Here is a 22,560-nt window from a genome sequence, read left to right on the forward strand (position 1 = left end):
AAGAAGCCGTGGTGATGCGGCATGATGCTCCCGCTTCAATTCAATAACCGTGTTGCACTCAGATCCTGCAACCGCCACGTATCGAATCAAAAATACGCGCAAAAAAGATGAATATCAATATGACTGGAAGACCTCGTACAAACTGATCATCAAATATCGTCATAACGGTTGCGTATATAAAAAACCCCGCCATAACTTGCCAGGTTGATTTATTTGTTTTTACAAATCGGACGCAGGCGACTGTCGATATGGAGCCATACATCAGAAAGAATAGAAGCACCCCTAACACCCCAAAATCATGATACGGGGGAAACATAGACGTGAACACATTTAGCGTTCCAGGCGTTTCTACGAAGTCATAAAAAGACGGAGGAAAATCTAAATCTATTGGTAGTAAGGCCTGAATAAATCGAGGCACTGTCAGTAGCGAATTATAATTAGGCTGCTCATTAATAACATAATAATTAAACCCCGAAACCCCACCAAAAAAATAAATCTGCAGATGGTGCAATAACACATCAGTCGGGGATTCATTCCCTGGTGTTTTATCCTTCATTACCCAGGCCAGAACCAAAAAAAGGACAACAAAACATACTAGGGAGAAGAAGATCATCCTTAAGGGTTTTTCTCCCTGCAGCAAAACTCTCAATAATAAAATTGAAAGACCAATCAGCAACAGCGTCCTGGAAAAACAAGCCACACACAAAACAGCAAAAACAGTAACCCAAAAAAAACTGAGTTTTTTATTGACCTCATACATTAGAGAAATCAGCAACACTATAAAACAGCATAATCCATTTAACAAAACAGCATTTACTCGAGGACCAATGCTTCCTGACGTCCACTCATCTATCGCCTGATTTCTGAGCGCGGACACACTCACACCATTTAAAACAGGCAACACTAAATTATTTAATATGACGGCAACTGCCAAAATCAAGCAGACACACTTCAGATAATAAAAACTTCGATTAAAATAAACAACTGACTCTTCGTTTCCTTGAACGGTAAAAACTGAACAAATCAATGCTCCTATAACATATCCAAACACCCCAACCCAAGCTATTCCCCATGCTCCAAGGCTCACAGGATTAAAGACAGAGTTCCCAATTATTTCATAATAAATAAACTGAACACACCAAACTAAAAACATGACACACATTGGTGCTAATGTGACTAACCAAGTATTTTTCTTACCGCCCATTGCAATAAAATCCAATCCAACAGCACTCTGAAAACCCAGACCGATGCAGCGCCGATCAACCCATAGTAAAGTGTCGCTATGATGCAGGCCGGAACATAAACAACAAATTCCAGCAAATGAAATTTAGCAGGTACTTCGGGCAACCCTTTTGCGTGCAAGAAATAAAAAGGCAATTGCGCTATTGAATTAATAAACAACGCAAACGAAAACAACGCAAAAATGGTTGAGTACGCCGACAAGTCTCTACCCAGCCATAGCTCCGCCATGTACTGCGAAAACAGCCAAAAAATTATATAAAAAACAGCCATTAGCGAAATCATGATTAAATTATAACGCGTATAATCTGTTTTTAATTTTTCACCATTTTCCTTTGCAAAACGTGGAAGTAATGCTGCCGCAAATGATGCTGCAAATAAAACTGTTCTCCCCATCATTTCTTGTAGCACGGCATAAATGCCAACCATTTGCGCACCCAGCACACTGGATATAATAAAACGATCTCCATACATCATTAGCGGACTAATAATTGACGAAAGTAAAGCCCACACACCATATGATAGTAGTTTCTTTCTGTCTTCCTTTCGTACCACTTGGCCCCTTGAGCTAGCATATTGCGCACTACTGCTTACGCTGACCCAACACCACAACGAGGTAACCACCCTCACTATTAAAAATGAAATAGCTATACCGTAAAGCGAATGATAACCCGCAGAGGCCATAACAGCTGGAGCAATAAAAAAAACGGACCCTGTGACGCTTTTAATCAAGGCTACGTCTTTAAATTTTGCAAGCCCCTCAAGTACGCCTCGAAGTCCGTTACCCATAGCAGTCAAAGGAATAATCAGCGCTGTTATAACCAACGCTCCAAGAGCTTCTGAATAAATCGTCATCTGACCATTCAACAACTTTCTAACAATCAAATCAGATGACATAAGCACTATCAGCATTCCTATAACACCTGCAAGTCCAACAACTTGCATACCGGCTTTAACTGCCGGAGCAAGCGGTTCAGGACTAACAGGATCATTAGAGCGAGTGGCGAAATATGTCAGTGCTCTGGAAACACCCAAATCAAAAATACCAAAATAGCCAATCAGAGCCCACATGATTGTCATGAAGCCAAAACGCTCTGCACCAAGCTCTCTGGTCAGATATGGAATACAGATTACAGCAGCTAAAATAGGTACAAAGTTCCCCACTAAATTGTATAAAGTATCGGTTCTTACACCCAAACCTGCCTTCATCAATTTACACCTTAAAATTATCCGCTACTATAATGCAATAAATAATTAGCACAATCTTTACCCCTTCAAACATCAAAAACCTTAGGGGCCTGTTTATCCTTTTCATTTATTATATAAGCATCCATAACAGGCCATGTTATACCAATACTTTCATCACTCCATAAAAGCGAACCTTCAGATTCTTTATTGTAATAGTTAGTCGTTTTATATAAAAAATGAGTATTGTCTTCAAGAGTAAGAAATCCATGGGCGAACCCCTTTGGAATCCACAGCATCTTATTATTTTCACCACTCAACTCAACGCCAACCCACTTTAAATAAGTTGGCGAGTCCTTCCGGATATCAACGGCAACATCAAAAGCTGCACCAGCTGCAACACGTACCAATTTACCTTGAGCATAGGGTTGTGCCTGAAAATGCATCCCTCGCAGCACTCCACGCCTCGAACACGAGTGATTATCTTGCACAAAAGATCCGGCTGCCGGTAACCCTAGAGCTTCTAATTTATTAGCAAACACCTTTTCGTTAAAACTCTCCATAAACCAACCACGGTCATCAGTGAAAACTGTAGGTTCAATAATCAACACATCAGGGATATCTGTACGGATAATTTTCATTATTTATTAGTCTCGGACAACAACTTTTGCAGATATTGCCCATACCCTGTTTTTTTCAATTTTTCAGCTTGCTCACCCAATTTTTCAGGCGTTATCCAGCCGCTGTTAAACGCAATTTCTTCCAGGCAGGCAACTTTCAAGCCCTGACGGTGCTCAATGGTGTGCACAAAGTGACTGGCCTCAAGCAATGACTCATGAGTTCCAGTATCCAGCCATGCAAAACCGCGCCCCAACATTTCGACGTTCAAGCCGCCTTGCTCAAGGTAGGTGCGGTTAACATCTGTGATCTCTAGCTCGCCGCGCGAAGACGGCTTAATACTTTTTGCGATTTTCACGACGTCGTTGTCATAAAAATACAAGCCTGTGACTGCATAGTTAGATTTTGGTTTAGCAGGTTTTTCTTCAATACTCAGCGCTCGACCATTGCTGTCGAACTCCACTACACCAAAGCGTTCTGGATCTGAAACATGATACCCAAATACAGTTGCACCCGATGTCTGAGACATGGCTGAACGCAGGTTGTCCGAGAAGTGTTGGCCGTAAAAAATATTGTCGCCAAGGATCAAACAAACAGAATCATTCCCGATGAACTCATCGCCTATGATGAATGCTTGAGCCAATCCATCGGGGCTAGGCTGCTCTGCATAACTCAGCTCAATACCGTACTGACTACCATCGCCTAACAACTTCTTGAAGCATGGCAAATCCTCTGGCGTGGAGATGATCAAAATCTCGCGCATTCCTGCCAGCATCAACACCGACAGAGGGTAGAAAATCATCGGTTTATCGTAGATAGGCAACATTTGCTTAGACACGCCCAAGGTGAGCGGATGCAATCGGGTGCCTGAACCGCCAGCGAGGATGATGCCTTTACGTTTAATAGTGGTCATGTCGCGAGCACTTCCTTAACTTTTTTGTTCGCCCCCCCACCTACATCTACATGTCATGGGTTGGACTAATCTGAGTAAACACGCTACCGCCCCAGGATTCATCGTTGATTTCCTGAGAACGGTTTTCATTATCGATATATTGGGCTCAGCCCTGATTTACCTATCGCGTAGAAATACTCGTGACTGGCAAACTGATTTGCTGCTGACGATTCATTAGATTGATGAGCAGAATGACCCTCTCCTCGCCGTCCATAGACATGAATATGGACTCAATACCTGCGAAGCCTTGGTCAAGGATGGTGACTTTATCGCCAGCATTAAATTTTGAGATGACGTGCGTGTCTGCACGTGACTGTAGTTGAAGGATCAACTCGTGACTGACTGCCAAGGGGCGCCCGCCAAATGCAACAATCCGTGCGACTCCACGGGTTGAGCGTAATGGTGCCCAGTTGGCGCCTTCCGGCATGTTGATAAATAGGTAGCCCGGGAACAAAGATTCTTTAACGCAACTCAGCTGACCACGTAGCAATTTTTCACGTCGGCAAACCGGGCGTGAGCATTCGTAGCCTTGGCGCTGGAGATTTTCCTCTGCACGTTCGTCTTGTTTGGGCTTGCATTGCACCAGGTACCAGTCATCAGATTTCGGCGTGCTGGGATCAGGCGGTACTGGGGTGTTTGTTATTTGCATGGGGACTTCATTAATGGGTTCATCCGTGTTTACCATTTTGCTCTGCATCTGCGCATGGTAAGCCACTGGGTTCTTATCATGACTGCAATCAGCTTCGCGTAAGCGGCTCAGCGCCTGTCGGGACAAGGACATCGACAACTCTGTTTTGAGCGCGATACAGGCTCAACAGTTCCCTTGCCAATGCTTTCCTTGCCGGCACCTCACCGTGTACCAAACGTATCTCTTCAGGCCATTCAGACATGCCTGAAACAAAGTTGAGCAAGTCCTTCTGGTCGGCATGGGCGGAATATCCACCCACTGTGCTGACGCCAGCATGGATCATACAGCGCTCACCTTCCAATTCAACAAAACCGCCTGACGGAGCGTATTTTTGTATAGCCGCCCCAGGTGTTCCCTTAGCCTGATAGCCCGTAAAAAGCACATTATGCCGTTGGTCAGCCAACATCCTTTTCAGGTAATTGACTATTCGACCGCTGGAGCACATCCCTCCTCCAGCGATGACGATTGCCGGTCGACCCGTGCTGGCCAGATAGTTAACGGTCTGCAAGTGCCGGGCATGGCTGTCGATAGTGATCAATTGCTCAAAATGCAAAGGGTTGCGTCCATGACCCAGACGCACTTGCGCCTCTTCATTCCAATAGTCCTCCAGTTCACGATAGACCTTGGTTAGACGACTTGCTAACGGAGAATCAAGAATAACCGGCACTTGTGGCCAAGTAATGGGAAGAAATTGATCGTCATCACATAGTGCTTGCGCCGGACCCAGCAACGCTTTGCGATGCAGGATATCTTCGATTTCGTAGAGTAGCTCTTGAGTACGGCCCATGCTGAATGCCGGTATCAGTAACGTTCCATGATCAGCTAAAGCCCTGTCGATAGCGATTTCCAGGCGTTCTTGGCGGTTCAGACGGTTTTCGTGTAAACGGTCGCCGTAAGTGCTCTCAAGAACAAGCACATCTGCCCTCTTGGGTGACACAGGCGCAATCAAAAATGGTGAATGCGGAGCGCCCAAATCACCTGAAAAGACAATGCGTCGCGTCAACGCTGCCTGAGGATAATCTAGATCGCACTCCACATAGGCTGATCCCAGTATGTGGCCTGCTCTCTGCAGCCTGATTTGAGCGCGCAGGTTATCTGTTTGCTCGATGTTGAACCAATGGCCAAAAGGCAGCGCAATCACTTGTTGGTGCACACGCTGGAAATATCGCTCGATGATCTTCGGCTCACGACTCACCTCAAGCTTGAATGCATCCTCAAGTATCAATGGCAGCAATTTGGCTGATGGTTCACTGCATAGGATTGGCCCCTTGAATCCTGCAGCAAGCAAATGAGGAAGACGCCCCACATGGTCGGCATGGATATGGGTGATGACCAAGGCTTTTATGCCTTCAAGCGAAAAGTCGATTTGCGGGTACAGTGGGTTCCTGTCTAAAGCGATACGTTCGTCACTGCCTTGAAAAAGCCCGCAGTCGATCAGAATACTGCTCTGGCTTGTCATCTGTAATTGATGACACGAGCCTGTGACGCCGTTGATGGCACCGTGATGTTTTACAATCGGATATGCCATGTACTTGCTCTCGCCAATCAGAAGTTAGGGCTATCCCCCACCCAGGCTCTCGACTCGTCGCGCAGCCATTGAATTTCGAATCAAAACAATCAAGGCACCTGTCGCAGTGCCACCCCCCCCCAGCAGTACAAGCAAATTCATTTTGGGCTTGATTGGGCCCAGTGGCTCAAGCGCCTTGCGGTCAACTGACACTAACTGAATGCTACTGAATTCAAGGCTACCCACCTTCCCCAAACGGGCTATCTCAGCTCGAATTGGCTGAACCCCACTCAAAAAAACTTCTTCATTTTCACGCCGCTCAAGCACTTCAACTTCACGATTATTTTGAAGCATCCACATTTCACGCTCGATTTGTGCAATACGGGCCTCCGTGAAGTCATCACTGTTGCGTTTGAGCAATACAGAGCGTTCTGCTTCGAGGATCTCGACCCCCATAAAATAAAGTGGGATCTGCTGATTGTTGATCTCGGTGTACATGGTAGGCCCTTCACCCGCGCGAGAACTCTCAGCCACACCCGATGGCGTTGTTGGCTTTTGAATCCCCAGCGATTGAGCAATATCGATGGCCTCCTCTAATTGAGCTATTCGATCCATTCGCCCAGCCCTGAGCTGCTTACGCAGTGCGACAAGTTCGTCCTGCAATTGCGAACGCTGAACGGCATCGTTCTCCAGTAGTATTGCAATGCGGGCTTGCTTGCTGACGTCATACTCGGCGCGAGCCGCATCGATGCTGTCTCCAAGCTCCGCAAGACGGTTCTCAATGATGATATTGAGATCGGCTTCTATCTTTTTACGCTCCACTTCAATTGCATACTCAACGAAGCTATTGAGAATTCGAGCACCGTCAACACCCTCGGGATAGCTCAACTCCAAATGAATTAGAGCACTTGAAAACCCACCCTTTTTGGGCGCAGATGTGATGACCTTCAATGAGGATCTAATGAGGGACTCAAAGCTCTGTTCCATCGTAACGCCTGGACGCTGCACGTTACTGAACAGTGCCTGATTCGCTCTAATAAAACCTGACCGCACACCATACGACTCAAGAGCCGAGCCCACTCTTGTCAGAGCCTTATCGGGAGGAAGTGTGTAGACACCTGAACGGTTAAGCGCATCCAGTGCATTAAGCGCAACCGGACGAAGCACGCTGGTAACCTGGTACTCAGATGTGACGAGCCTGGTATAGGCATAAGCAGACAAACCAAAGAGTGTGCCCAGTAGCAGAATCAGACGCCTGCCCTGCCAAATCAGTTTGGAAATGCCAAAAATGTCGATGTCATGCCTTGAGACGGCACTGGAAACAGAGGAAGTATTGCTCACCAACAAAGCCTGCTTTCAATGAAACATGGCGGGCTCGGCTGCAGGGATATTCATTGCTGAACAGCAGATGCTTAAATCAGAGCACCTGAATACGCAGGGAAATAGCTGGCAATCGAGGATTGGCCGTATTCTGCATGCATTACCAAGGCGTACATAGAATACGAAGCCTGACTTTCTGTAGGACTTTTCCTATGAAGGCGACTGCTGCGGGACCAAGGAGGCGCTCCTTGCCCCGATGCGCCAAGCGCTTTGTTTTAAGGCTGCAACACGCTGCGCTTCAATCGTGCAGCTTTTCGCTTGTATGCAATAAAGCCCATTGCAGGCCCAATCAGCATGCCAAGCAGCAATGCACCGATAAAAAACAGTGAAGCTGGCAGCTCAGGTGTACTCCACCCAAGAAAAACCAAAGACGTGGGCTGCTGGTTTTCGAGAATAAAAATCATCGTCCCGAAAATAACTACCAGCGCAAAAGCCACCAGAACTGCACGCTTAACGCTACTCATCTGTAACTCCCATGTCCCTAAGGATTAAATATCGTCTTCCTCATCTTCATTCACTCGATCCCGTAGCTCTTTACCCGGCTTGAAATGAGGAACAAATTTACCGTCGAGACTTACAGACTGGCCGGTTTTTGGGTTACGGCCGACCCGTGGTGCGCGGTAATGCAGTGAAAAACTACCAAAGCCACGGATTTCAATTCGATCTCCGGTCGCCAGGCACTGTGACATTTGTTCAAGCATGGTCTTGATAGCCAGCTCAACATCTTTGGATGAGAGCAGCCCTTGATGGGTGACAATTCGTTCGATCAACTCCGACTTCGTCATATTTTTCCCTTCTTTTTCAAGCAGCTAGATCAGCGCTTCAAAGGTTTTAGCATGATCAATTGAATTTGAACAGCCCAGATCTTGACTTATCTTTGCAGACCTCTGCGTAATTGCTCAGGTATGCCTGACATACCTGTCAACCATCACTTCAGGTAAAGCACACCATCAACCTGCCCGACATGCGCGCAGAGAGTTCCTGACCGGCAATTGAGATAGATACCGTGTACTGGAGCCGAGGGCCACAAGGACCTCCAGAATCGCGTCGTACTGGCTCTGTATGCTTTATGTCTAAGAAAACAATACTCAAATCACAGGCACAAAAAAGGGCGACCTAAGTCGCCCTTTTTCTATGGTCAATCAGAACTTAGTTCTGTTTTTCCATTTGTGCACGCAGCAGGTCGCCCAGAGTGGTCGGACCAGCAGCGATCTCAGAGGTAGCTGGCTTGTCGCGCAGGCTCTGGATTGCTTCCTTCTCGTCTTCAACGTCTTTCGACTTGATGGACAGTTGGATTACGCGGCTCTTGCGATCAACGCTGATGATCTTGGCTTCTACTTCTTCGCCTTCTTTCAGAACGTTACGCGCGTCTTCGATGCGGTCACGGCTGATTTCGGAGGCTTTCAGAGTTGCTTCGATATCGTTGGCCAGAGTGATGATGGCGCCTTTAGCGTCAACTTCTTTCACGATGCCCTTAACGATTGCGCCTTTGTCGTTCTCTTGTACGTACTCGGAGAACGGATCGCTTTCCAGCTGCTTGATACCCAGGGAGATGCGCTCACGCTCTGGATCAACAGACAGGATAACGGTGTCAAGCTCGTCGCCCTTCTTGAAACGACGTACGGCTTCTTCGCCCACTTCGTTCCAGGAGATGTCGGACAGGTGAACCAGGCCGTCGATGCCGCCGTCCAGACCAATGAAGATACCGAAATCGGTGATCGACTTGATGGTGCCGGAGATTTTATCGCCCTTGTTGAACTGGCCAGAGAAATCTTCCCATGGGTTAGATTTGCACTGCTTGATGCCCAAGGAGATACGACGACGCTCTTCGTCGATGTCCAGAACCATAACTTCCACTTCGTCGCCGACTTGTACGACTTTCGAAGGGTGGATGTTTTTGTTGGTCCAGTCCATTTCAGAAACGTGTACCAGACCTTCAACGCCTTCTTCCAGCTCAGCGAAGCAGCCGTAGTCGGTCAGGTTGGTTACACGAGCGGTAACGCGAGTGCTTTCTGGGTAACGGGCTTTGATAGCAACCCATGGATCTTCGCCCAGTTGCTTCAGGCCCAGGGAAACACGATTGCGTTCGCGATCGTACTTCAGAACCTTGACATCGATCTCGTCGCCAACGTTGACAATTTCGGAAGGATGCTTGATGCGCTTCCAGGCCATGTCAGTGATGTGCAGCAGGCCATCAACGCCACCCAGGTCGACGAATGCGCCGTAGTCGGTGAGGTTTTTGACGATACCTTTAACTTGCTGACCTTCTTGCAGGGATTCCAGCAGAGCTTCACGCTCAGCCGAGTTCTCTGCTTCAAGTACGCTGCGACGCGAAACAACAACGTTGTTGCGCTTCTGGTCAAGCTTGATGACCTTGAATTCCAGCTCTTTGCCTTCCAGGTGCGTGGTGTCGCGCACTGGACGAACGTCAACCAGAGAACCTGGCAGGAACGCACGGATGCCGTTAACGTCGACAGTGAAGCCGCCTTTAACCTTACCGTTGATAACGCCCTTGACCACTTCTTCAGCTGCGAAGGCTGCTTCCAGAACGATCCAGCATTCAGCGCGCTTGGCTTTTTCACGGGACAGCTTGGTTTCGCCAAAGCCGTCTTCGACCGCGTCCAGCGCAACGTGAACTTCATCACCGATGTTGATGTTCAGTTCGCCAGCGTCGTTGTGGAACTGCTCCAGCGGGATGAGGCCTTCAGACTTCAAACCAGCGTGAACGGTAACCCAACCAGCTTGGTAATCGATATCAACGATGATAGCGGTGATGATCGAGCCAGCCTGAAGATTCAGGGTTTTTAGGCTTTCTTCAAACAGTTCTGCAAAGCTTTCGCTCATTTTAATTCCTGTTGATCAAGGGCGAAGGAATACGCCCATCTGCCACATTCCAGACAATGTGGGTTACGTTCATATAAAAGAAGGCATGCAGGACTATTTCTGGTCTCCTGCACGCGTTCTTGGTCATCCGGCGAGATCGCGAAGGGCGATTTCACTCTTGATGCGTTCTAACACCTGCTCGATGGATAACTCCGTAGAGTCAAGCTGTATGGCATCAGCCGCCGGCTTTAGCGGGGCTATTGCACGCTGCGTGTCACGCTCATCACGGGCACGTATCTCATCCAACAGACGCGGGAGACTAACATCATCCCCCTTGGCCTTCAACTGCAAGTAACGGCGACGGGCCCTCTCCTCGGCACTGGCCGTCAGGAAAACCTTCAGCGGAGCCTCAGGAAAAACCACTGTTCCCATATCGCGACCATCGGCAACCAGCCCCGGAAACTCCCTGAATGCACGCTGACGCTGCAGCAAAGCCTCGCGAACAGCGGGTAGCGCCGCCACTTGCGATGCACCCTTTGCAACCGTCTCATTACGAATAGCCAGCGTGACGTCTTCACCTTCAAGCACGATACGCGCCGACTTACCTTCCGTCGCCCCGACGAACTGCACATCAAGGTGAGCCGCCAACTGACTTAACAAAGCTTCGTTATCGAGCGCGACACCATGGTTAACAGCGGCAAACGCCAGCAAACGGTACAAGGCGCCAGAGTCCAGCAATGCCCAGCCCAAATGCTCGGCCAGGCGACCTGCAACGGTGCCCTTGCCCGAACCACTAGGTCCGTCGATGGTGATGACTGGCGCCACCGGCATCACGACTGCGCCTCTTGCGCCACACGAATACCGACCTGCTTGCACAGCGCCAGGAAGTTCGGGAAAGACGTCGCGACGTTAGCACAATCGTGAATACGGATTGGCGCCGTAGCACGCAGCGAAGCAATGCTGAATGCCATCGCAATACGGTGGTCGCCATGACCATGAACTTCACCGCCAACGATGGAGCCGCCATCAATAATGATGCCGTCAGGGGTCGGTTCGCATTTGACGCCCAAGGTCAGCAAGCCGTCAGCCATCACCTGGATACGGTCCGACTCCTTGACTCGCAGTTCTTCGGCGCCGCGCAGAACAGTACGACCTTCTGCCACCGCCGCAGCTACAAACAGTACCGGGAACTCATCAATTGCCAATGGCACCAGCGCTTCCGGAATGTCGATACCTTTAAGCTTGGCAGCCCGTACACGCAGGTCCGCCACTGGCTCGCCGCCTACTTCGCGCTGGTTTTCGAGGGTGATGTCAGCACCCATCAAACGCAAGATGTCGATCACGCCTGTGCGAGTAGGGTTGATGCCTACGTGCTCCAGCAACAGGTCCGAACCTTCAGCAATAGAAGCCGCTACCAGGAAGAACGCCGACGACGAGATATCGCCCGGCACTTCGATATGCGTTGCCGTGAGCTTGTGGCCCGACTCGACCGACGCCGTAGGTCCGTTGACGCTGACCGGGTAACCAAAACCACGCAACATGCGCTCGGTGTGATCGCGGGTTGGCGCAGGCTCAGTGACAGAGGTCGTGCCTTCGGCATACAAACCCGCCAGCAACAGGCAGGACTTCACTTGGGCACTGGCCATTGGCAATGTGTAATTCACACCTTTAAGGGCGTGACCGCCACGAATGGTCATGGGCGGGCGACCCTCAGCCGCCGTTTCAATCACAGCACCCATTTCACGCAGCGGGTTGGCCACACGGTTCATTGGGCGCTTGGTCAGCGATGCATCACCGGTCAGCGTCGTGTCAAAGCTCTGTGCGGCCAAAAGACCCGACAACAAGCGCATCGACGTACCCGAGTTACCCAGATATATGGGCCCGGGCGGCGCTTTCAAGCCATGCAGGCCAACGCCGTGAATGGTCACGCGACCCTGGTGCGGTCCTTCAATAACAACGCCCATGTCACGGAACGCTTGCAGGGTTGCCAGAGCGTCTTCGCCCTCAAGAAAACCTTCAACCTGCGTCGTGCCCTCAGCCAACGAGCCGAGCATGATCGAGCGGTGAGAAATGGACTTGTCGCCTGGCACACGGATTTGGCCAGTTACAGTGCCACCTGGTTCAGCCAGGAAAATCAGATCATTTGAATTCATAGGGTCCACATATGCCCGGCGGGCCAGGATTTTACTGAAATGCTCTCGAGCAACCCGGGCGCGGGTAAAAACGCCCAGCAATTGATGCCCGTCCCCTGCATCGACCGCGTCGCGCAAGGCGTCGAGGTCGCTACGAAATGTATCCAATGTGCGCAGCACCGCCTCGCGGTTAGCGAGGAAGATGTCATGCCACATTACCGGGTCGCTCCCGGCGATTCTTGTGAAATCGCGGAAGCCCCCCGCAGCGTACCGAAAGATCTCCAGATTCTCATTGCGCTTGGCAAGAGAATCGACCAGCCCAAACGCCAGCAGGTGCGGCAGATGACTGGTTGCAGCGAGGACTTCGTCGTGGCGTTCGACCTGCATGTGCTCAACATCTGCACCCAGTGCGCGCCATAGCGCATCGACCAGGGCCAGCGCAGCAGGATCGGTTTCAGCCACAGGCGTCAAAATGACTTTGTGCCGCTCAAACAGGCTGGCATTTGAAGCCTCGACACCGCTTTGCTCAGACCCGGCAATAGGATGCCCCGGCACGAAACGCGGCGGCATGGCACCAAACGCCTGAGCTGCAGCGCGTACCACGTTACCCTTGGCACTGCCGACATCGGTCAATACCGCGTGGCCCAGATCAATGCCCGCCAACAAGCCGAGCATTTTCTCCATGGCCAGAATTGGCACGGCCAACTGAATAACGTCGGCGCCACGGCAAGCCACCGCCAGATCAGCTTCACAGCGATCAACCACACCCAGCTCGACTGCCAGGGCTCGCGACTTCGGGTTCAGATCAACACCGACCACCTCGGCGCACAAGCCACTTTCACGCATACCTTTAGCGAAAGAGCCACCAATCAGGCCCAATCCTACAACCACCAGCCGACCTACAATAGGCGCAACAGGTTTCAGCGATATAACATCAACCACGAGCAAGAACCTTGGCCAGCGCCTCAAGCAAACGGGTGTTTTCCGCTGGCAGACCAATGGTGACTCGCAAGTGATTCGGCATGCCGTAGTTGGCCACCGGACGCACAATGACGCCTTCACGCAACAAGCCTTGATAAACCGGCGCTGCGACCTGCCCCAGATCCACCGCAATAAAATTGCCTTTGGAGGGAATCCACTGCAAGCCCAACTCACGGAAGCCTTCTTGCAACTGCTCCATGCCCGCCTCGTTGAGGCGGCGGCTTTCGGCCAGATAGTCGGCATCTTGCAGCGCAGCGCAGGCTGCGGCCAGCGCCAGGCTGTTGACGTTGAATGGCTGTCGAACACGGTTCAACACGTCGGCCACCACTGCGCTCGACAGACCGTATCCTACCCGCAAGGCGGCCAGGCCATAGGCCTTGGAGAAGGTTCGCGAGACCAGCAAGTTCGGGTAAGCCGACAGGAACTCCACGCCATCCGGCAATTCACTGCCTTCTGCGTACTCGATATACGCCTCGTCCAGAACCACCAGCACACGCTCAGGCACATCTTGCAAAAACTCGTTGAGCGCCTCGGCGCTGAACCAGGTGCCGGTCGGGTTGTTCGGGTTGGCGAGGAACACCACACGGGTGTTCTCGTCTATCGCCCCCAGCATGGCCGGCAAGTCATGGCCCCAGTCTTTGGCCGGAACGACATGCGCCGTCGCACCAATGGCCTGAGTCACGATCGGGTACACCGCGAACGCATGCTCACTGACCACGGCATTCAGGCCTGGCGCCAGGTACGCACGCGCAACCAGCTCCAGGATATCGTTAGAACCATTGCCCAGCGTCACTTGATTCAGTTGCACGCCAGTTTGCTCGGCCAGCAAGGTTTTCAGGGCGAAACCGTTACCGTCTGGATAACGCGTCAGCTCAGCCAGTTCTTCACGAATGGCCGCCAGCGCCTTGGGGCTTGCACCCAAAGGATTTTCGTTACTGGCCAGTTTGACGATGGTTGCCGGATCAATATCCAGCTCACGCGCCAGCTCGTCCACAGGCTTGCCCGGGACGTATGGCGAAAGTTGCTGCACGCCCGGCTGTGCCAGGGCGAGGAAATCACCGCTCATGTAAACCGCCTCAGAGAACCGCTTTCGGATAGGAGCCCAGCACTTTGAGCGCTACGGCTTCCTGACTGATCTGCTCCAACACACTTTTGACCAACGGGTCGCGGTGGTGGCCAGCAAAGTCAATGAAGAACACATAGGTCCACTTGCCGCTACGCGATGGACGCGTCTCAATGCGCGTGAGGTCGATGCCATTTTCATGGAATGGCACCAACAACTCATGCAGCGCACCCGGACGGTTGCTCATCGACACGATAATCGAGGTTTTGTCATCCCCGGTCGGCGGCACTTCCTGGTTGCCAATCATCAAGAAACGCGTGGAGTTATCCGGGCGATCTTCGATTTTTTCAGCCAGACGGGTCAGACCGTACAGGCCTGCTGCCATGTCGCCAGCAATCGCTGCGGAGTTCCACTCGCCTTTAACCCGCTTGGCCGCTTCGGCATTGCTCGACACGGCAATCCGCTCAACGTTCGGGTAGTGCGCGTCCAGCCACTTGCGGCACTGGGCCAACGACTGGGCATGCGAGTAGATACGGCTGATGCTGTCAGTCTTGGTGTTTTCGCCCACCAGCAAATGGTGGTGGATACGCAGCTCAACTTCGCCGCAGATCACCATGTCGTGCTCAAGGAAGCTGTCCAGCGTGTGGTTAACAGCGCCTTCGGTAGAGTTCTCTACCGGCACCACACCAAAGTTCACCGCACCGGCCGCCACTTCACGGAACACTTCATCAATCGCAGCCATCGGCTTGCTGATGACCGCGTGGCCAAAGTGTTTCATGGCCGCAGCTTGGGTAAATGTGCCTTCAGGGCCCAGATAAGCCACTTTCAGCGGCTGCTCCAACGCCAGGCAAGAAGACATGATTTCGCGAAACAACCGCGCCATCTCTTCGTTGCCCAGCGGCCCCTTGTTGCGTTCCATCACACGCTTAAGCACCTGAGCTTCACGCTCAGGTCGGTAAAAGACCGGCACTTCGCCTTCAGCCAGCGACGCCATCTTGACCCGCGCCACTTCCTGAGCGCAGCGGGCACGCTCACTGATCAGCTCCAGAACCTTTTCGTCCAGGCTGTCGATACGCAGGCGCAAGGCCTTGAGTTCTTGCTCGGACATTAGCCGTGTTCCTTCTCGAACTCTGCCATGTAAGCCACCAGCGCATTCACTGCGTGGATGTCCACGGCGTTATAGATCGACGCGCGCATGCCGCCAACCGAGCGGTGGCCTTTGAGGTTCAACAGGCCGCGAGCCTCAGCACCCGCCAGGAATGGCTTGTCGAGACGGTCGTCAGCCAGACGGAACGGCACGTTCATCCACGAGCGGTCAGTCTTGTTGATCGGGTTGCTGTACAAGCCGCTGGCATCGATGAAGTCGTACAAGGTGCGCTTTTTAACTTCATTGAGCTTGCCGATGGCTTCAACACCGCCCTGCTCTTTCAGCCACTCAAACACCAGGCCAGACAAGTACCAGGCCAGCGTTGGCGGGGTGTTGTACATCGAGCCATTATCGGCGGCGACCTTGTAATCCAGCATGGTCGGGCAGAACGAGCGTGCACGCCCCAACAGGTCTTCGCGAACGATGTTCACCACGATACCGCTTGGGCCGATGTTCTTCTGCGCGCCAGCGTAGATCATGCCGAAACGGGAAACGTCGACTGGACGCGACAGGATGTCCGAGGACATATCGGCAACCAGCGGAACATCACCGGTTTGCGGAATCCAGTCAAACTCCAGACCGCCGATTGTTTCGTTCGGCGCATAGTGAACATAGGCCGCGTCTTTGGACAGGTTCCACTCGTTCTGGCCAGGAATCGCAAAGTAATCGTAGTTCTTGGCGCTGGCAGCCACGTTGATGCGGCCATAGCGTGCAGCTTCTTCGATGGCTTTTTGCGACCAGATACCGGTATCGATGTAATCCGCCGAGCCATTTTCAGGCAGCAGATTCAACGGGATCTGGGCAAATTGCTGGCTTGCGCCGCCTTGCAGAAACAGGACTTTGTAGTTCGAGGGAATAGACAGCAGGTCGCGCAGATCCTGCTCAGCCTTGGTTGCAATGGACACGAACTCATCGCTGCGATGGCTCATTTCCATAACCGAGAGGCCCTTGCCATGCCAGTCGAGCAACTCAGACTGGGCACGCAACAGGACGGCTTCAGGAAGCGCAGCAGGACCTGCGCAGAAGTTATAGGCTCGTTTGCTCACATCCACTCTCGCTCTGATTTGGTGGGTCATGCAATAAATCAACAAGAGCTGCACCGCATGGCAAAGCGCCAATCTGTTCTGTGCACACCGGCCTGGCGGCTCAAAAATCAGTGCTTCGCTACAAGTTGCAGCCCCAACACATACAACAAGGGGGCGAATCTTCATCCGCCCCCTGTGTGTCCGCTTATTCCTGCGGTTCTTCTTCGTCAGCGCCAGCCTCTAGCGGCTGCTCGTCGTCAACGCCACCCTGGATGGCCTCGCCCTCGAGTTCAACGTCATCTTCGAGTTCTTCGCCTTCCACTTCCGAAGGCTCCTGTACCCGCTCAAGCCCGACCAGCGTTTCATCGCTGGCCAGTTTGATCAAGGTCACGCCCTGGGTGTTACGACCCAGGCTCGACACTTCGTCAACACGCGTACGCACCAACGTACCCTGGTCAGAAATCAGCATGATTTCTTCGCCATCCTGAACCTGGACAGCGCCAACCAAGCGACCGTTACGCTCGTTGCTGACCATGGCAATTACGCCCTGACCGCCACGCTTGTACTCAGGGAACTCGCTGATCGCCGTACGTTTGCCGTAGCCACGCTCGGACGCCGTGAGGATCTGGCTGCCCTCTTCCGGGATCAACATCGAGATCAGCTTTTGACCTTCTGGCAGACGCATGCCGCGAACACCGCGGGCCGTACGGCCCATCGCACGGACGTCGGACTCTTTAAAGCGAGTCACTTTGCCACCATCGGAGAACAGCATGACTTCGCGCTCGCCATCAGTGATAGCAGCGCTGATCAGTACGTCGCCTTCGTCCAGCTCCAGGGCGATCAGGCCCACGCTGCGCTGACGGCTGAAGGATTCCAGCGGGGTCTTCTTCACGGTGCCGTTAGCGGTAGCCATGAAGATGAAATGACCTTCGGTGTATTCCTCGACCGGCAACATGGTGGTGATGTATTCACCCTCATCCAGCGGCAGCAGGTTGACCAGCGGACGACCGCGCGCGGCGCGGGACGCTTCTGGAATTTCGTAAGTCTTGAGCCAGTACACCTTGCCCTTGCTGGAGAACAGCAACAGCGTGGTGTGGCTGTTGGCTACCAGCAGGTGAGCGATGTAGTCCTCATCCTTCACGCCAGTGGCCGACTTGCCTTTACCGCCACGACGCTGAGCCTGGTACGCAGCCAACGGCTGGGTCTTGGCATAGCCACCGTGGGAGATGGTCACAACGCGCTCTTCTTCCGGAATCATGTCGCCCAGTGTCAGGTCAAGACGATGATCCAGAATTTCGGTACGGCGCACGTCGCCGTATTCAGCACGAATGACTTCCAGCTCTTCGCGGATCACTTCCATCAAGCGCACAGCGCTGTTGAGGATGCGGATCAGCTCGCCGATCTGGTTCAGAATCTCTTGGTACTCAGCCAGCAGCTTCTCGTGCTCAAGACCGGTCAGGCGGTGCAGGCGCAATTCAAGAATGGCCTGAGCCTGTTCTGGCGACAGGAAGTACTTGCCGTCGCGCAGACCATATTGCGGGTCAAGGTTTTCAGGACGGCACGAATCAGCACCGGCACGTTCAACCATTGCCACTACCGCCGTCGACTCCCAAGGGGTGCTGATCAGCGCTTCCTTGGCTTCAGATGGCGTTGGAGACGCTTTGATCAGCGCAATCACCGGGTCGATGTTGGACAGGGCAACGGCCTGACCTTCAAGGATGTGGCCACGCTCACGGGCTTTACGCAGCTCGAAGACGGTACGACGGGTCACCACTTCACGGCGGTGACGCACGAACGCTTCGAGCAGGTCTTTGAGGTTCAGGATGCGCGGACGACCGTCGATCAGGGCAACAATGTTGATCCCGAACACGCTTTGCAGCTGGGTCTGTGCATACAGGTTATTGAGAATAACCTCCGGCACTTCACCGCGACGCAGCTCGATCACAACGCGCATGCCGTCCTTGTCGGACTCGTCACGCAGCTCGGTGATGCCTTCGAGTTTCTTCTCTTTAACCAGTTCAGCGATCTTCTCGATCAGACGCGCCTTGTTCAACTGGTAAGGCAGCTCGGTGATCACGATCTGCTGACGGCCGCCGACCTTGTCGATGTCTTCGATAACCGAACGGGCACGCATGTAAATGCGGCCACGGCCAGTGCGATAGGCTTCGATGATGCCGGCACGGCCGTTAATGATTGCCGCCGTCGGGAAATCCGGGCCCGGGATGAACTGCATCAGTTCGTCGACGCTCAACTCCGGGTTGTCGATCAACGCCAGGCAGCCATCAATGACTTCGCCCAGGTTGTGCGGCGGGATGTTGGTGGCCATGCCCACAGCAATACCGCTGGAGCCGTTGACCAACAAGTTGGGAATACGCGTTGGCATGACCGCCGGGATCAGTTCCGTGCCGTCATAGTTCGGCACCCAATCCACGGTTTCTTTGTGCAAGTCGGCCAGCAGTTCGTGAGCCAACTTGGTCATGCGCACTTCGGTGTATCGCATGGCAGCGGCGTTGTCGCCGTCAACCGAACCGAAGTTACCCTGACCGTCTACCAGCAGGTAGCGCAGGGAGAATGGCTGAGCCATTCGAACGATGGTGTCGTAAACGGCCGTATCACCATGCGGGTGATACTTACCGATAACGTCACCGACCACACGGGCAGATTTCTTGTACGGCTTGTTCCAGTCGTTACTCAGTTCGCTCATCGCAAACAGCACACGCCGGTGCACGGGCTTCAAGCCATCGCGCGCATCAGGCAGTGCCCGGCCGACAATTACGCTCATTGCGTAGTCGAGGTAGGACTGTTTCAGCTCGTCTTCGATATTGACCGGGAGGATTTCTTTGGCCAGTTCGCCCATGAGAAGCCTGATTCCTTTTTCGGGTGAAACTTCGCCACATCCATTCGGGACGAACGAAGCTCGCCGCCGCTGGCCACGTGCCACGCAACGACTTACGACAAATCAACGAGTTAACCTACGGATTTGCGCAGTAAGGGCAACCCTTGCAGGGCACCCCGGAAACCGCCGGATGTTATCACAATCGCCGCCACGCACCTATCCCCCAGATGCGCATGGAGCATAGTAATTGGACCGATTGCAGGCTTGAGCGTGTCCAGAGGGACTCTGAGCCCACTTGAGGGGCCCTGCCACCCAGGTTTTTAGTGAGTACCGAAGGCTGCGACACGCGCCGCAAGCCTTCGTTTGTATCATCTGGCAACAAGGGAGGGAGCCCGCGTCAGCGCATCAATGCAACCGCTTGCGGCACATCAATTGCGCCATTTTGGCAGCGTCCGGGCGCTCAACAATGCCCTTCTCGGTCACGATCACGTCAATCAGGTCTGCCGGGGTCACGTCAAACACCGGATTGAACGCCTGAACATCCGCGCCGACACGCTTGCCGCCCACTTCCAGCAATTCACTGCCGTTACGCTCTTCAATCGGGATGTCTTCGCCGCTGGCCAGGTCCATGTCGATGGTTGAACTCGGCGCAACCACCATAAAGCGCACACCGTGGTGCATGGCATTGACCGCCAACTGGTAGGTGCCGATCTTGTTTGCCACGTCACCATTGGCGGTAATGCGATCAGCGCCGACAATCACCCAGGTCACGCCCTTGGTTTTCATGATGTGGGCTGCAGCCGAGTCCACGTTCAAAATCACCGGGATCCCCTCGTTGGCCAGCTCCCAGGCGGTCAGGCGGGAGCCTTGCAACCACGGCCGGGTTTCATCGGCATACACCTGTTCGATCATGCCCTCGATCCATGCGCCGCGAATGACCCCCAGTGCCGTGCCAAAGCCGCCGGTTGCCAGCGCTCCAGTGTTGCAGTGGGTCAGTACGGTTTGGGCATTGCCCTGATGGCGACGGATCACATCGACACCCAACTGCGCCATGGTCAGATTGGCCTCGCGATCGCTCTCATGGATCGCGACGGCTTCGTCTTCAAGCGCCTGCAGCGCATCGGTGTTGTCTTTGCAGCGCTCCAGACGGTCGCGCATACGGTTAAGCGCCCAAAACAGGTTCACCGCGGTCGGTCGCGAGTTCGCCAACAGGGAGAAATCCTGCTCCAGCGCCGCCACCCAGTCACCGCCTGCCGCCTTGCGATCACGCGCCGCCAGCACTACGCCATAGGCCGCCGCAATACCAATCGCCGGGGCGCCACGCACCACCATGTCACGAATAGCCTGGGCAACCCCGTCAGCGTCGGTATAGGCCAGCCAGTTCTCTTCAAAAGGCAAAATGCGCTGATCCAGCAGATGCAGGGCTTCACCCTGCCAATCAATGGCCTTTACCTTTTCAGCGGCCAACAGTCGATCGCGCATGACTTCCCCTATCACCCTGATACAAAACCGCCGATTATAGCGAGCCCGCCCCCAAGACGCTCGGGTATACTTCGCGTCCTTTTTATAATGCACCGGAAGTCATTTTTGATGCCAACCCAGCCCTTGACCTTCGACTTATTGCTGCTCCCCACCTGGCTCGTACCTGTTGAACCCGCCGGGGTCGTACTCAAGGACCATGCTGTGGGCATCCAGGACGGACGCATTGTATTCATGGGCCCGCGCCACCTCGCCGAAAAACACACCGCCCTTGAAACCCGCGAACTCCCCGAGATGCTGCTCAGCCCGGGGCTGATCAATGCCCACGGTCACGCGGCAATGACGTTGTTCCGCGGCATGGCCGATGACTTGCCCCTGATGACCTGGCTGGAAAACCATATCTGGCCGGCCGAGGCCAAGTGGGTCGATGAGGCGTTTGTGCGCGACGGCACCGACCTGGCCATAGCCGAGCAGATCAAAGGCGGCATTACCTGCTTCAGTGACATGTATTTTTTCCCCAAGGTCGCCAGCGAGCGCGTGCACAACAGCGGTATCCGCGCACAAATTGCCTTCCCCATTCTGGACTTCCCGATTCCGGGCGCAAGCACCGCAGACGAATCTCTGCGCCAGGCGGTAGAACTGTTTGGCGACTTGAAATACCACCCGCGCATCAAAATCGCGTTCGGCCCGCACGCGCCGTATACCGTCGGTGATGAAAACCTCGAGAAAGTCCGGGTGATTGCCGACGAACTCGATGCTGCCGTGCAAATGCACGTGCACGAGACCGCCTTCGAAGTGCAACAGGCCGTCGAGCACAATGCCGAGCGCCCGGTAGCCCGCCTTGCCCGTCTGGGTTTGCTGGGCCCGCGCTTCCAGGCCGTGCACATGACTCAAATCAACGATGAAGACCTGAGCCTTCTGGTAGAAAGTAACTCCAGCGTGATCCATTGCCCTGAATCCAACCTCAAATTGGCCAGCGGTTTCTGCCCGGTCGAGCGTTTGTGGCAAGCCGGCGTTAATGTCGCGGTTGGCACCGACGGGGCCGCCAGCAATAATGACCTCGATTTGCTCGGTGAAACCCGCACTGCTGCCTTGCTGGCCAAAGCCGTATCAGGCTCGGCCACGGCACTGGACGCTCACCGCGCACTGCGTATGGCAACGCTCAACGGCGCTCGCGCCCTGGGCCAGGAGAGCGAAATCGGCTCGATCGAAGTCGGCAAAGCGGCTGACCTGGTGGCGTTCGATTTGAGCGGTCTTGCCCAGCAGCCGGTCTATGACCCCGTCTCACAGCTGATCTACGCCACTGGCCGCGATTGCGTGAAGCACGTATGGGTCGCCGGCAAGCAACTGCTGGATAACGGCCAACTGACGCGCCTGGACGAGCAACAACTGTGCGCCACCGCCAAAGCCTGGGGCGAGCGTATAAACAGCCATACTCATTGATTCCAAGCCTCAGGGCCCCGGCCCTGAGTTTTACCCGGTTTTTTAGCTTTAGAGGATTTACC

General features: G+C 53.4%; 18 protein-coding genes. 1 reads left to right on the forward strand and 17 read right to left on the reverse strand.

The window, feature by feature from the left end; all coding sequences use genetic code 11:
- Positions 1–58 precede the first annotated feature (58 nt).
- The 17 genes from GHO41_RS17405 to mtnA form a co-directional block, all read right to left on the reverse strand.
- Entirely contained in the window at positions 59–1,204 is a 1,146-nt protein-coding gene (locus tag GHO41_RS17405; RefSeq protein WP_153434230.1) for an O-antigen polymerase, read from the reverse strand.
- On the reverse strand, positions 1,177–2,448 hold the full coding sequence (locus tag GHO41_RS17410; protein ID WP_153390185.1) for a flippase: 1,272 nt from the start codon (positions 2,446–2,448) through the stop codon (positions 1,177–1,179). Before GHO41_RS17410 ends, GHO41_RS17405 begins: the two co-directional genes overlap by 28 nt.
- Before the next feature lie 65 nt (positions 2,449–2,513).
- Positions 2,514–3,065: a dTDP-4-dehydrorhamnose 3,5-epimerase gene (gene rfbC, locus GHO41_RS17415; protein ID WP_153434231.1), complete on the reverse strand. Its 552-nt coding sequence runs from the start codon at positions 3,063–3,065 to the stop codon at positions 2,514–2,516.
- Positions 3,065–3,955 (reverse strand): glucose-1-phosphate thymidylyltransferase RfbA, encoded by an 891-nt coding sequence (gene rfbA, locus GHO41_RS17420; RefSeq protein ID WP_153434232.1) that lies wholly within the window; start codon positions 3,953–3,955, stop codon positions 3,065–3,067. The genes rfbC and rfbA overlap by 1 nt, the downstream gene beginning before the upstream one ends.
- A 160-nt stretch (positions 3,956–4,115) precedes the next feature.
- Entirely contained in the window at positions 4,116–4,643 is a 528-nt protein-coding gene (rfaH, locus tag GHO41_RS17425; protein WP_153330980.1) for a transcription/translation regulatory transformer protein RfaH, read from the reverse strand.
- A gap of 88 nt (positions 4,644–4,731) precedes the next feature.
- Positions 4,732–6,210 (reverse strand): MBL fold metallo-hydrolase, encoded by a 1,479-nt coding sequence (locus GHO41_RS17430; protein ID WP_153390191.1) that lies wholly within the window; start codon positions 6,208–6,210, stop codon positions 4,732–4,734.
- Between the two features lie 30 nt (positions 6,211–6,240).
- Entirely contained in the window at positions 6,241–7,530 is a 1,290-nt protein-coding gene (locus tag GHO41_RS17435; RefSeq protein WP_371928964.1) for a Wzz/FepE/Etk N-terminal domain-containing protein, read from the reverse strand.
- Between the two features lie 254 nt (positions 7,531–7,784).
- Positions 7,785–8,033 carry a lipopolysaccharide assembly protein LapA domain-containing protein gene (locus GHO41_RS17440; protein ID WP_048391291.1) on the reverse strand — a complete coding sequence of 83 codons (249 nt, stop codon included), beginning with the start codon at positions 8,031–8,033 and terminating at the stop codon, positions 7,785–7,787.
- A gap of 24 nt (positions 8,034–8,057) precedes the next feature.
- Complete coding sequence (gene ihfB, locus GHO41_RS17445) at positions 8,058–8,354, reverse strand: integration host factor subunit beta (RefSeq protein ID WP_003447108.1); 297 nt, start codon at positions 8,352–8,354, stop codon at positions 8,058–8,060.
- Positions 8,355–8,718: 364 nt separating this feature from the next.
- Entirely contained in the window at positions 8,719–10,413 is a 1,695-nt protein-coding gene (gene rpsA / locus GHO41_RS17450; RefSeq protein WP_019826775.1) for a 30S ribosomal protein S1, read from the reverse strand.
- Between the two features lie 123 nt (positions 10,414–10,536).
- Positions 10,537–11,223, reverse strand: coding sequence for a (d)CMP kinase (cmk, locus tag GHO41_RS17455; RefSeq protein ID WP_153434240.1), 687 nt, complete (start codon positions 11,221–11,223; stop codon positions 10,537–10,539).
- A complete protein-coding gene (locus tag GHO41_RS17460; RefSeq protein ID WP_371928967.1) occupies positions 11,223–13,430 on the reverse strand; it encodes a bifunctional prephenate dehydrogenase/3-phosphoshikimate 1-carboxyvinyltransferase in 2,208 nt (735 codons plus the stop codon). Before GHO41_RS17460 ends, cmk begins: the two co-directional genes overlap by 1 nt.
- Positions 13,431–13,458: 28 nt before the next feature.
- Positions 13,459–14,571, reverse strand: a complete 1,113-nt coding sequence (hisC, locus tag GHO41_RS17465; RefSeq protein WP_153434234.1) for a histidinol-phosphate transaminase — start codon at positions 14,569–14,571, stop codon at positions 13,459–13,461.
- A 10-nt stretch (positions 14,572–14,581) separates the two neighbouring features.
- A complete protein-coding gene (gene pheA, locus GHO41_RS17470; protein ID WP_048368510.1) occupies positions 14,582–15,676 on the reverse strand; it encodes a prephenate dehydratase in 1,095 nt (364 codons plus the stop codon).
- Entirely contained in the window at positions 15,676–16,761 is a 1,086-nt protein-coding gene (gene serC, locus GHO41_RS17475) for a 3-phosphoserine/phosphohydroxythreonine transaminase (protein ID WP_273218925.1), read from the reverse strand. The genes pheA and serC overlap by 1 nt, the downstream gene beginning before the upstream one ends.
- Before the next feature lie 184 nt (positions 16,762–16,945).
- Entirely contained in the window at positions 16,946–19,597 is a 2,652-nt protein-coding gene (gyrA, locus tag GHO41_RS17480; protein WP_153390197.1) for a DNA gyrase subunit A, read from the reverse strand.
- Between the two features lie 384 nt (positions 19,598–19,981).
- Entirely contained in the window at positions 19,982–21,058 is a 1,077-nt protein-coding gene (gene mtnA / locus GHO41_RS17485; RefSeq protein WP_153338100.1) for an S-methyl-5-thioribose-1-phosphate isomerase, read from the reverse strand.
- Positions 21,059–21,166: 108 nt separating this feature from the next.
- On the opposite strand from mtnA, the gene GHO41_RS17490 reads away from it, so the two are divergent.
- A complete protein-coding gene (locus tag GHO41_RS17490; RefSeq protein ID WP_048368513.1) occupies positions 21,167–22,498 on the forward strand; it encodes a TRZ/ATZ family hydrolase in 1,332 nt (443 codons plus the stop codon).
- The last annotated feature ends 62 nt before the right edge of the window (positions 22,499–22,560 follow it).

This window comes from Pseudomonas sp. FSL R10-0399, assembly GCF_009600165.1.
Classification (GTDB): Bacteria; Pseudomonadota; Gammaproteobacteria; order Pseudomonadales; family Pseudomonadaceae; genus Aquipseudomonas; species Aquipseudomonas helleri.